Origin of the sequence: Oceanospirillum beijerinckii DSM 7166 (genome assembly GCF_000422425.1) — a bacterium.
Lineage (GTDB): Bacteria > Pseudomonadota > Gammaproteobacteria > Pseudomonadales > Halomonadaceae > Oceanospirillum > Oceanospirillum beijerinckii.
Genome location: NZ_AULT01000030.1, coordinates 45,016 through 57,568 on the forward strand (window position 1 = coordinate 45,016; position 12,553 = coordinate 57,568).

Below are 12,553 nucleotides of genomic sequence, written 5' to 3' on the forward strand. Positions count from 1 at the left end.
CAGATGCTAACGACCGATTAAATTAGTCGTCCAGTTCTTCCAGCAGTTCGGAAACTGTGCCAACGATGTTGTCCACAGTGAAACCAAACTCTTCAAACAGTTGATCTGCCGGTGCAGATTCACCGAAGGTTTCCATACCGATGATGGCACCTTCAAGACCCACGTACTTGTACCAGAAGTCTTTGTGCGCTGCTTCGATTGCGACACGAGTGATCACGTCAGCAGGCAGTACAGGCTCACGGTAAGCCGCGTCCTGTGCATCAAAACGATCGGTAGAAGGCATAGAGACTACACGGATCTTCTTGCCCTCTGCAGTCAGCTTCTCTGCCGCATCCAGCGCCAGAGTCACTTCGGAACCGGTAGCGATCAGGATAGCATCAGCTGTACCTTCGCAGTCCTTCAGTACGTAAGCACCACGGGCGATGTTCGCCAGCTGCTCTTCAGTACGTGGCTGATGCGCCAGGTTCTGACGAGACAGGATCAGAGAAGTCGGGCCGTCGTTACGCTCCAGCGCTGCTTTCCAGGATACGGCAGTCTCTACCGCATCACATGGACGCCATACGCTCATGTTTGGCGTGCCACGCAGGCTAGGTACTTGCTCAACCGGCTGGTGAGTCGGACCGTCTTCACCCAGACCGATAGAGTCGTGGGTGAATACGTAGATAGCGCGCTGCTTCATCAGAGCCGCCATACGTACTGCGTTACGGGCGTATTCCATAAAGATCAGGAAGGTCGCACCGTAAGGGACAAAACCACCGTGCAGCGCCACACCGTTCATGACGGCAGCCATACCGAACTCACGTACACCGTAGTGCATGTAGTTACCGGAAGCATCGTCAGCGGTGATCGCTTTTGCACCGTTCCAGAAGGTCAGGTTAGATGGTGCCAGATCCGCAGAACCGCCCAGCAGTTCAGGCAGCTCAGGACCAAAGGCGTTCAGGCTGTTCAGAGACGCTTTACGGGTCGCAACGGTCTCGCCTTTTTCCTGGCAGGCTTTGATGTACGCATCGGCTTTCTCAGCGAAGTCTGCAGGCAGGTCGCCGTTCATACGACGCTCCAGCTCAGCGGCCAGCTCAGGATGTGCCGCCTGGTAAGCTGCAAATTGCTCTGCCCACGCGCTTTCAGCTGCTGCACCTTTCTCCTGTGCATTCCAGCCCGCTGCGATCTCTGCAGGAATTTCGAATGGCGCGTGAGGCCAGTTCAGGCGCTCGCGGGTCAGTGCGATTTCGTCATCACCCAGAGGTGCACCGTGGCAATCCTCTTTACCTTCTTTGTTTGGTGAACCAAAACCGATGATGGTCTTACAGATGATCAGGCTTGGCTTATCAGCTTCTGCTTTAGACGCTTCAACCGCGGCTTTGATCTCTTCTGGATTGTGACCGTCTACTTTGATCACGTGCCAGCCGTAAGCATCAAAACGCTGTGCGGTGTTATCAGTAAACCAGCCTTCTACTTCACCATCGATAGAGATGCCGTTGTCATCGTAGAACGCGATCAGTTTACCCAGACCCAGTGTACCGGCCAGAGAACATACCTCGTGGGAGATACCTTCCATCATGCAGCCATCACCCAGGAAGGTGTAGGTGTAGTGATCAACAATCTCGTGACCGTCACGGTTGAACTGACCCGCTAAGGCTTTTTCAGCCACTGCCATACCTACCGCGTTAGCAATACCCTGACCCAGAGGACCGGTGGTCGTTTCAATACCAGGCGCATAACCGTGCTCAGGGTGACCTGCGGTTTTAGCGTGCAGCTGACGGAAGTTTTTCAGATCGTCGATAGACAGATCGTAGCCGCTCAGATGCAGCAGAGAGTACAGCAGCATAGAACCGTGTCCGTTGGACAGGACAAAGCGGTCGCGGTTGTACCAGTTCGGGTTCTGTGGGTTGTGCTTTAAGAAGTCGTTCCATAGCACTTCAGCAATATCAGCCATCCCCATTGGGGCACCGGGGTGACCGGACTTGGCTTTCTGGACGGCGTCCATGCTCAAGGCACGGATGGCATTAGCTAAATCAGAACGGGAAGGCATGCTTACCTGGCTCCTGGGTGTGTGATGCTCTTATAAACAGAGGTATCACTGCAAAGTATGTTCATGGCCTGCCAGAGCGTTAACGATACGTTCAAAGCGTATAAGTTAAGCTCAAAATGGGACAAACCACCGTAAATAGGCGCGTATTGTCGCTTATAAGGCCGCACTCTTCAAACCCTGAACTTCATTTCATGACAGATAGAATGGAATAACACGGCAATTGCGAATGAATTTTATCCTCCATAGTGAAAATGAGCGTTTTTCAGGGTAATTTTAGTAAATTTCATTGTGCATTCAGCAGGGCAAATGGCTACAATTAACGATTAACCTTAGGCGCGTCCCATTCGATGGTGTTTTTATAACGCTCCAAGCCATGACCTCTTATGCAATGGGGTCTTCAACGTGGTGGACGAGGACTTGCCGGGTCATCGCTACACCCGGTTGGATTGTTCTATTGAGCGACCCTCCTGCCGGTCAAACCAACAGTCATACGTTTATCCTTGTATGTCTGTTACAGGAGGTCAGGTCTTAACCTATTTAAAAGGTCTGGCTAATTCCTTATTTTCAACTCCTTTGAGGGTAATAAGAGAATCATGAGCGAATACTCTTTATTTACGTCTGAATCTGTATCTGAAGGCCATCCGGACAAAATCGCTGACCAGATTTCTGATGCCGTACTCGATGCGATTCTGGCGGAAGATAAGTACGCCCGTGTTGCCTGTGAAACTATGGTAAAAACTGGTGTTGCCATTGTTTCTGGTGAAATTTCCACTTCTGCCTGGATCGATCTGGAAGATCTGGTCCGTAATGTTATTAATGACATCGGCTATACCTCTTCTGATGTAGGCTTTGACGGCAGCACCTGTGGCATCATCAACCTGATTGGTAAGCAATCCGTTGATATCGCACAGGGCGTTGATCGTAAGAAGCCTGAAGATCAGGGTGCCGGTGACCAGGGCCTGATGTTCGGTTACGCGTCTAACGAAACCGAAGTACTGATGCCTGCACCTATCACTTTTGCTCACCGCCTGGTTGAGCGTCAGGCTGAGACCCGTAAGAACGGTCTGCTGTCTTGGCTGCGCCCGGATGCTAAATCTCAGGTTTCCTGCCGTTATGAAAACGGTCAGGTATCTGCAATTGATGCCATCGTTCTGTCCACTCAGCACAACCCTGAAGTTTCTCAGGAAGATCTGCGTGAAGCGGTAATGGAACTGATCATCAAGCATGAGATTCCTGCTGAGTTGCTGACGAAAGACACCAAGTTCCATATCAACCCAACGGGTAACTTTGTTATCGGTGGCCCTGTGGGTGACTGTGGCCTGACCGGTCGTAAAATCATCGTAGATACCTACGGTGGTATGGCTCGTCACGGCGGCGGTGCGTTCTCTGGTAAAGATCCATCCAAAGTAGACCGTTCTGCGGCTTACGCGGGTCGCTATGTTGCGAAAAACATCGTCGCAGCAGGCCTGGCGGACCGTTGTGAGATTCAGGTGTCCTACGCGATTGGTGTTGCAGAGCCAACGTCTGTATCTATCAACACCTTTGGCACAGGTAAGATCTCCGACGAGAAGATCATCCAGCTGGTGCGTGAGCACTTCGATCTGCGTCCATACGCAATCACCAGCATGCTGGATCTGCTGCACCCTATGTACCGCCTGACTGCAGCATACGGTCACTTTGGCCGTAATCCTTTTGAGATGACCGTGGGCGATGACACCTTCACGGCATTCCCATGGGAAAAAACCGATAAAGCTGACGCACTGCGTGCTGATGCTGGCCTGTAATCTGATTACTCTCAATTAGATACAGACCCGGATGATCTGTTTTGTCACAGAGCATCTATAATGTACGGTTAACGTACACCACAAAGCAGGAGCCTGGCTCCTGCTTTGTCGCATCTGATTGTCAGCCCTGCTGGCATCACATCGGACTGAGGGGCGCTGCAACGGAGTTTATTCCGCTACGCTCAGACCGATGCCAAATTTTATTATTGCAAGGGCGCCCATTCACCTGAATGGAGAAACCTAATGAGCTTCACTGACTACAAAGTCGCTGATATCTCTCTTGCTGACTATGGCCGTAACGAAATCCGCATCGCTGAGTCTGAAATGCCGGCGCTGATGGCGATTCGTGAGAAGTACCGTGCCGAGCAACCGCTGGCTGGCGCTAAGATCATCGGTTGTATTCACACGACCATCCAGACTGCCGTGCTGATCGAAACACTGGTAGCCCTGGGTGCAGAAGTTCGTTGGTCTTCCTGTAACATCTTCTCTACGCAAGACCACGCTGCTGCAGCTATCGCTGCTCAAGGCATTCCGGTATTTGCCTGGAAAGGTGAGACAGAAGAAGAGTACGTTTGGTGTCTGGAGCAAACCATCAATAAAGACGGTGCGCCATGGGATGCCAACATCCTGCTGGACGACGGCGGTGATCTGACCGCTCTGATCCACGAGCAATACCCAGCTATGCTGGACAGCATCCACGGCGTATCTGAAGAGACCACCACGGGTGTTCACCGTCTGATCGAGATGATGCACAAGGGTACTCTGAAAGTCCCTGCGATCAATGTAAACGACGCGGTAACCAAGTCCAAGAACGATAACAAATACGGCTGTCGTCACTCTCTGAACGATGCCATTAAGCGCGGTACTGACCACCTGCTGTCAGGTAAAAAAGCCCTGGTGATCGGTTACGGTGACGTGGGTAAAGGTTCTGCGGCATCTCTGCGTCAGGAAGGCATGATCGTTTCTGTTACAGAAGTGGATCCTATCTGTGCGATGCAGGCATGTATGGACGGTTTCGAAGTGGTTTCTCCGTTTAACAACGGTGAATTCGACGGTACTGATGCCTCTATCAACAGCGCACTGTTGGCAAAAACCGACCTGATCGTAACCACGACCGGTAATTACAACGTCTGTAACGCCAACATGCTGAAAGCCCTGAAAAAAGGTGCTGTGGTATGCAACATCGGTCACTTCGATAACGAGATCGATACCGCTTACATGCGTGAAAACTGGGCGTGGGAAGAAGTGAAGCCACAGGTACACAAGGTATTCCGCGATGCTAAGCCAGGTACTGATGTCAACCTGGATAGCAGCGACTACCTGATCCTGCTGTCTGAAGGCCGTCTGGTGAACCTGGGCAACGCCACCGGTCACCCATCCCGTATCATGGATGGCTCTTTTGCTAACCAGGTACTGGCTCAGATCCACCTTTACCAAGCAGGCTTTGCTAACCTGTCTGCTGAAGAAAAAGCGGCGAACATCACTGTTGAAGTTCTGCCTAAGCAGCTGGATGAAGAAGTAGCTCGCTATATGGTTGAAGGCTTCTGCGGCGTGATTACCAAACTGTCTAAAGAGCAGGCAGACTATATTGGTGTTGACGTTGAAGGCCCATTCAAGCCAGAAAGCTATAAGTACTAATCAGCCCTCTTAGCTGACTTCAGTATTTAGAGATAACCCCGCACTTGCGGGGTTATTTTTTATCTCTGACTGCTTTTTTAGACCATACAAAAAAACCGTCTTCCCTGACGGATGGCTATTTAGTCACCTAAAAACCTTTGAGATTAACTGCTGATAATACGGGCGCTACCGTGGCAGTGAATCAGTAACTTGTTGGGGGCAGCCAGGGCATCAATGGTGAACAGTTGGGCATGCTTAGTGACGGCCAGATAACGCTCTTCCCTGCCACTGAGTTGCAGCGTCTGACCTAACTCAACAACACAGAACTCGTCTACCTCAAATACAATCTGTTCGATGGCATAGATTTGGCGCTCAAACACCAATAGCTTGACTTGATCTGTCCTGGGCTGTGCAGACATAACAATTCCATCAGCGGTCAATATAAAACTCATGACTTGGCCCTAATCTTCAGCGGCAACCTGTTTCAGAACAATATAACCAAAACCAAAGCGACAGAATATTACGCGTTATTACACCTATCCTAACCCCTGCTCAAGCCTGACTTTATACATACTTAACCGGCACTATCACTATGCCTTACACCTTGATGATAAAAGAGTACCTGAGGCTAAGGTCATCTCCCTTCAGTCAGATCTGTTTGATAGACTCCAGATTCACACAGGGTCTGACTTCATTCGAAACAGGGAGACATTGACGTGATTTCAAGACTGCCACGCTGGATTGAGTACGGTGCATTTCTACTCGCCCTAATGGCTGGTACGATCAATGCGGTGGGGCTGCTCGGTTTCCAGCATCAGTCTATCTCCCATCTTTCCGGCACAGTTACTCTGCTGGGCAGTGACATTCTGCACCTATCACCCGAGACACTGTCCACAACACTGCACTTAGCCGGTGTCGTGGTAAGCTTTATGCTGGGCGCGATGGTGTCCGGTTTTATGATGCCCCATGTCTCACTCAAACTGGGGCGGCATTATGATGCACTGCTGATCATTGAAGGGCTGTTGCTGCTGGGAGCCATTTTTCTGTTAGAACAAGGTTCGTTATCGGGCCACTATCTTGCTTCCGCGGCCTGCGGTCTGCAGAATGCGATGGTGACCCGTTACAGTGGTGCGGTCATTCGTACCACACATATGACAGGTATTGTGACAGATCTGGGCATTATGCTAGGGGCGGCATTACGCAATAAACCCATCGACCGGAGAAAGCTGATTTTACTGAGCCTGCTGCTGTTAGACTTTACCGCAGGCGGTATTGTGGGCACCTGGCTCTATCAAAACTATCAGTTTATGACACTGTCAGTACCGGCTGTTATCTGCTTTATTCTGGCGCTGTATTACCGCCTGTACCGCATCCGCTTTGCCCGCCGAATTGCATTGAAACGTCAAAAGGGCTCAACATCTGGAGAAAATAAATAAGTCACGCCAGATCCTGTGATTCGAAGCTCACCATAAATCACCGACCTCTTTATTCGATAATCCTGAACAAGCTTGTACAATAACCGTAACCATAACCGTCAAGTCAGACAACAAAAAAGCCGCTACTGGATCGTCAATCAATCACTAACGGCTTTTTGTTTATTCTCTCTATTTGTAAAAGAGGCTTAAGCACAAAACTTATACCATTCCCGATAAATTTCTTGATATCAAGCAGGTTGGATAAGCGAAGCGCCATCCGACACTGACTTCGGTACCTGATGATTGTCGGAAGGCACCTTGCAGCTTTTCCGACAACAACTTATCTGGTTTGGTATTAAAGAGAGCGGTTATATTAATCTCTTTTGAATTTAGTCCGCGCTCTTCTCTGTTGCTTCAGCCTTCTTCTCTTCAACTCGCACCGGTGGCAGATCAGACAAACGATCCACCTGAGCTTCCAACCATTCGGTCACCTCGGCATGCACATCATTGACATGGCGACCTTCGGTCTGGATCAGCGGACCAAAGCAAACACGGATAGTACCGGCTTTTTTCTTTAACGGGCTGGAAGTCCAATGCTCACCGGCATTATGAGCCACTGGCAGAATCGCTTTACCACTTTTGGTCGCCAGCATAGCCCCGCCTTTTTTATGATCGCCACGAGTGCCCGGCTCGGTGCGGGCGCCTTCAGGAAACGCCAGTACGGAGAAGCCTTCATCCAGGCGCTGCTTGCCCTCTTTCAGCAGTTGTTTCATGGCTGCAGCGGGTTTACTGCGATCCACAGGAATCGGTTGCAGTGCCTTCATGCCCCAGCCAAAGAAAGGGATCTTCAGCAGCTCCTGCTTCAGTACGGTACTCATTGGCTGAGTGACCAGCTGTAGGTACAGGGTTTCCCACTCGGATTGATGGTTCGCCAGAATTACGACAGTTTCACCGTTTTGTGGAATATGCTCAGCACCTTCGATCTCATAGCGCACACCACAGGTAATACGCAGCCACAACAGCACAAACCAGTTATAACGCAAAATCAACCAGGCACGGGTTTTAGGTGGGGTCAGTAGAGCAATCGGTGTCACGATACAGGACACCAGTACCAGGGCCAGTGAATAACCCAGATAAAAAATAATGGCTCGTAACGCAGTCATCTACTTACTTTCCTCAGAATGGACGACTTCCTCGGGTTGCTCAGCCTGGGCAGCTTTGCGACTATCAGCAATATGCTCCAGATACCCCACCAACGCAGGACGCCAGCTGCGCTGCTTAATACCGAAGTGATCCATAATCTTTTGACAATTCATCTCTTTATGCAGCGCCTGCTTACCGGTTAAACCCAGTGCAGCAGCCGATACTGAGCGGGCTTCCGCCATCATATCCAGCAGTCCCTGATCCTGTCCCAACTCAACCAGCAGCTCGGCAAACTCAAAGCGGCTGATCGGCTCAACACCGGCATATTGATAGGTTCCCCAGCAGTCCGCACCACAATCCATCTGTTGTAACATAGCAATAATCACACGGGCGGCATCGGCAACAGGGGTTGGCGAAAACATAATATCGCTGGCATCCTGTACACCTTTACTGCTCTCAGCCTGCGCCACCATTTGGCTTAACCAGCCCTTGCTGTTCGCATCAAACAAGGTGCCAAGACGCAGAATCAGGCGACGTTTCAGCAATTGGCGGATCGCTTCTTCGCCCTGCCACTTACTTTCACCGTACGCATTCAGCGGGTGAACGTTATCCTTCTCATGGAAAGCGATACCACGGGTTTCACCCACAACATCATCCGTAGAGATATGCAGCAGAGCACTGCCTGTTTCCAGACAGATATGCGCCAGGTGATCCGGGAAGATAGCATTGATCTGCCAGGCCCTGTCCGGCTGCTGCTCCACCTTTTTGCTATCGGCAAATTCGTAGGTATTGAGCACAAAGTCCACGGATAGCTCTGCCAGCTGACGCTGCAGCTCAGCAATATCATCAGGGTCACCCTGATACACCGTACACCGAATACCACGGATCGCCTCAGCGTATTGCAAAATACCTTGTGCCAGAGAGGACTGATCCTCTATGAAAAAAATGTGCATACCCTGTTCCTGTCTGAAGGATAATCCCAACATCGACAACGACTAAAGCCCATCAGAAGGATGTATTCAGCTCAGCAGTCAGAGTTGGGGTGATGCTTTGGGGATACGAATTGTACCGTATTGCTCGCTGGATTGCAGATCTCTAAATCAATCGCAGGCATGCTATACCGGGACAAGTATAATGCCAAGGTCGTCGATCAAGCCAAACGACGTCCCCGGAGAACAGTCAGAGAGAGCTTTATGAATATTCAGCGCACACCGCCACTGCGCAGTCTGCATATTTTTGCGGTTGCCGCAGAACTGGGTAGCTTTAAACAGGCCGCAGAACAACTGTGCGTGACCCCTCAGGCGGTCAGCTTGCAGATCAAATCACTAGAGGAACAGTTACAGCTGACACTGTTTATCCGCCACCCCTCAGGCATTGAGCTGAGTGCTGCTGGTGAACAGCTACTGGATTATGTGCGTCGAGGCATCGACCTGATCGACCGGGGTATTAAAGAGGTCAAACAGCAGCAACATCGGCCACTATTGAGAATCAGTACCTCACCCTGGTTTGCTGTGAACTGCTTACTGCCCAAGCTACCCGAATATGAAGCCCTGCACCCTGAACTGGATATTCGTATCACGACCACAGTGCCCTTTCCGGACTTTGCCGCCGAACGCCTGGATCTGGCGATACAGTGGGGTTTTGGCCAGTGGCCTTTCAGTCACAAGCAACTGCTGATTACCGACGATAAACTTCTGGTCTGCGCGCCTGATCTGCTGCAGCCGGATTCCTCTTACTACAAAACACTGCAACACAAAGACGATCTGAGCCAACACCGACTGCTCTGCACTCCTCTGTCCGTCGAATTGTGGCGCAAGTTACTGAACACACTTGGCGTAGATACCGTGGTGGAGCGTCAGGTGTTGACTCTGGATAGCCATGCGGGTCTGTTGGAAGCGGCTAAACGGGGTTTAGGCGTGGCTCTGATCTCTGTCCCCGATGCCCGAGATGCCATTACCCAAGGCGATCTGATTGCTCCTTTGGGCGATAGAGCGATCAGTGAGCTTAACCCTGGCTTGATGCCCGGCTATTGGTTAGTGCAAAAAGAAGACGCCCATAAGCACCCGCAGATTCAGGATTTTCTGCGCTGGATGCACAGCTGGCTACAACACCACCCAAGAGCCGCAAGAGCAAGTTTAACTTGACCAAGACACGAAGTTTTTTTGTTTGCTGGCATCTCCCTGTCTCGTCACACTACCTCTATTACCGGTATAACAAATAACCCTGTTTTACACACAAGGTTATGACCCAAATAAAAGATAAAGGGGTTTAATCCCCTACTGCGGCATTGAAGAGTGCCAGCAGAAAAACCGTGACAGGAAAACAACATGACTCCACAGGCTTTCTTTGAACAACTTTGGCAAAACTATATCGAGATCACACCACAGGCTGAGCAGATTCGTCAGCTGTTTGCCGCCACCGACGGTGAAGTGATTAACGACCATGTCGCTTTCCGAACCTTTGCCAATACACCGCTGCAACTGGATAACCTGGTACCTCTGATTCTGGAAATGGGTTACGAGGTACAAGGGGACTATGAGTTCAAAGCGAAAAAACTGCGTGCGAAAAGCTTTATCCACCTGGATCATACCGTGCCTAAGATTTTTATCTCTGAGCTGCTGACCGACCAGCTGAGCGAACAGGCACAACAGATTATTGCCAAGTACACTGCTGAAATCACCGAACAGCCTATGGATCAAAGTGTGTTCTGCTCGGGTCGTCACTGGAGCACGCCAGCCTGGGAAGACTATCAAACCGTAATGGCAGAAAGTGAGTACGGTGCCTGGTTACTGGCGATTGGTATCCGAGTGAATCACTTCACGGTCAGCATCAATCATCTAAACAGCACCAACTGCATTCGTGAAGTGCTGCAGCGTGTAAAAGACGCCGGTTTTGCAGTCAACACCGTAGGCGGTGAAGTAAAAGGTACGCCTGAGTCACTGCTGGAACAGGGCTCCAGTATGGCTGACCGTATGGCATTTACCTTTGCCGATGGCCAAGAGCATGAGATCGCGACCTGCTTCTATGAGTTCGCCCTGCGCCATGCCGACAATGAAGGCGTTGTCTACCAAGGTTTTATCGAAGCCAATGCCGATAAGATTTTCGAGTCTACTAACATCGCAGCCTAACCCTCTGATACGACAGTAATTATCCATTTAAAGGGCATGCTGGCAGCAATGAAGGCATGCCCTTATTATTTTTCACAAAAAACAAAGGACAATATTTGTCTTAAAAAATCCACTGATAAAGCAATCTTATTACTTGCCAGATTCCGGATAATCAAATAGTAAGCAATACATTAATTACTCAAGCTAACAATTTATTTATTAAAGAGGCCTATAAAAAAACCGATATAACTATCAATAAAGTCGATTAATATTGACTCGATACGCACGCTAATTGCGAAGCCCTCAGATAACAGGAGGTTATCTATGCAGATCACCAATAACTCATCAGCTCCATCCCTGCATTCTAATCAGCCCAAATCCAGCAGGACAGCCACTGAAGGCCACACCGCTGATAAGCATACCGTTCAACAAACTGGGACAGGTGCAGCGGCAGAAGTGCAAATTAGCAATGCAGCCAGAGAAGGCAACAATCTTCCACGCTATCTAAAACCAGTGGAAGGTTATGCCGATCCTCATGCATCATCTGGCAGTATTTATGATTTCTTAAAGCCCAGCGATCAAAAAGTTCTGAAAGAAGCCTATGACTACGCTTTAAATAATGGAACCGATCTAAAAAAAGTAGAAGAAGCAGCTTTTTATCTGGGCGGACTAAGGCACAAACAAGCCCAGGTTGCGACAGGTACGAAACACTCCACTTATGTACCTGATAAATATAAAGCCCTTGTAAGTGCGAAACCTGAAGACAGGGCTCAGGAGCTTAAAAAACTACTCCAGCAAGATCCTGACAATAAACTACTGAATAGAATAAAGCGTGCTGACGAAGGCAGTTTCTTTGGTTCAAATCCAATACTGAATCAAGCACTGTTTACTGACGCCGTTGATGATCAACTTGGTCCTTATCGAGCTAACGCGACATCAAATAATCAAAGCTCTAACGCTGCCGAAGATCTGCTCTTCCGGCATCTGAAAGACTCAGATCATTCGGAACTCAGTAAAGCGTATCAAAATGCGCGGGATAACGATCTAGATCCAGAAGAAGTACGCAAAGCAGCCCTGTTATTAGCCGTTCAGCGTATGAACGAAAATATGACCAAAACGCTGGATGAGAATAGCTCGGCAGCACAGGCTGTTAAAGCATCATCAGAACTCTTCAGAAATGAGATTGATACACCGAATAAGTTAATTGAGTTAGCGGAGAAGGTACTGGGTGAAGATGCTGCGGATTCCTTCAGGCAACTGGTCGGACAACCATCAACCGAAGAGATCTTTGGCAAAAACAGTACGCTGAGACAAGCCCTGTTCCTGGCTCCAGCCTACAACCTGCTCAATATGTCACTGAACGGCTGATTCAGTCCTCTGCTGGCCCTGTGCGCATTACAAATAGCGGACACAAAAAAAGCCCCGTGCACACGGGGCTGAAGTACTGTCTATGTTTTG

10 protein-coding genes and 1 riboswitch are annotated in these 12,553 nt (G+C 49.7%); of the genes, 6 read left to right on the forward strand and 4 right to left on the reverse strand.

What is annotated here, in order from left to right; genetic code table 11:
• Positions 1 to 22 precede the first annotated feature (22 nt).
• Complete coding sequence (gene tkt / locus H579_RS0110020) at positions 23 to 2,029, reverse strand: transketolase (RefSeq protein WP_028300563.1); 2,007 nt, start codon at positions 2,027 to 2,029, stop codon at positions 23 to 25.
• A 593-nt stretch (positions 2,030 to 2,622) separates the two neighbouring features.
• On the opposite strand from tkt, the gene metK reads away from it, so the two are divergent.
• Entirely contained in the window at positions 2,623 to 3,813 is a 1,191-nt protein-coding gene (gene metK / locus H579_RS0110025) for a methionine adenosyltransferase (protein ID WP_028300564.1), read from the forward strand.
• Positions 3,814 to 3,955: 142 nt separating this feature from the next.
• Positions 3,956 to 4,040, forward strand: a riboswitch (S-adenosyl-L-homocysteine riboswitch).
• Between the two features lie 16 nt (positions 4,041 to 4,056).
• The gene (gene ahcY, locus H579_RS0110030) at positions 4,057 to 5,451 is read left to right on the forward strand and encodes an adenosylhomocysteinase (protein WP_028300565.1); all 1,395 of its coding nucleotides are present in this window, start codon (positions 4,057 to 4,059) and stop codon (positions 5,449 to 5,451) included.
• Between the two features lie 143 nt (positions 5,452 to 5,594).
• Here the strand turns inward: ahcY and H579_RS0110035 are convergent, their stop codons facing one another.
• A complete protein-coding gene (locus H579_RS0110035) occupies positions 5,595 to 5,849 on the reverse strand; it encodes a hypothetical protein (protein WP_157834596.1) in 255 nt (84 codons plus the stop codon).
• Positions 5,850 to 6,146: 297 nt separating this feature from the next.
• Between H579_RS0110035 and H579_RS0110040 the strand changes: the two genes are divergently transcribed.
• Positions 6,147 to 6,866 (forward strand): YoaK family protein, encoded by a 720-nt coding sequence (locus tag H579_RS0110040; RefSeq protein ID WP_028300567.1) that lies wholly within the window; start codon positions 6,147 to 6,149, stop codon positions 6,864 to 6,866.
• Between the two features lie 368 nt (positions 6,867 to 7,234).
• Here the strand turns inward: H579_RS0110040 and H579_RS0110050 are convergent, their stop codons facing one another.
• Positions 7,235 to 8,008 (reverse strand): lysophospholipid acyltransferase family protein, encoded by a 774-nt coding sequence (locus tag H579_RS0110050; protein WP_028300568.1) that lies wholly within the window; start codon positions 8,006 to 8,008, stop codon positions 7,235 to 7,237.
• Positions 8,009 to 8,941: a sugar nucleotide-binding protein gene (locus H579_RS0110055; RefSeq protein WP_028300569.1), complete on the reverse strand. Its 933-nt coding sequence runs from the start codon at positions 8,939 to 8,941 to the stop codon at positions 8,009 to 8,011.
• Between the two features lie 240 nt (positions 8,942 to 9,181).
• On the opposite strand from H579_RS0110055, the gene H579_RS0110060 reads away from it, so the two are divergent.
• The 3 genes from H579_RS0110060 (at position 9,182) to H579_RS0110070 (ending at position 12,463) form a co-directional block, all read left to right on the forward strand.
• Positions 9,182 to 10,132, forward strand: a complete 951-nt coding sequence (locus tag H579_RS0110060; RefSeq protein ID WP_028300570.1) for a LysR substrate-binding domain-containing protein — start codon at positions 9,182 to 9,184, stop codon at positions 10,130 to 10,132.
• A gap of 183 nt (positions 10,133 to 10,315) precedes the next feature.
• A complete protein-coding gene (locus H579_RS0110065) occupies positions 10,316 to 11,116 on the forward strand; it encodes a DUF1338 domain-containing protein (protein ID WP_028300571.1) in 801 nt (266 codons plus the stop codon).
• Between the two features lie 303 nt (positions 11,117 to 11,419).
• On the forward strand, positions 11,420 to 12,463 hold the full coding sequence (locus H579_RS0110070; protein ID WP_028300572.1) for a hypothetical protein: 1,044 nt from the start codon (positions 11,420 to 11,422) through the stop codon (positions 12,461 to 12,463).
• The last annotated feature ends 90 nt before the right edge of the window (positions 12,464 to 12,553 follow it).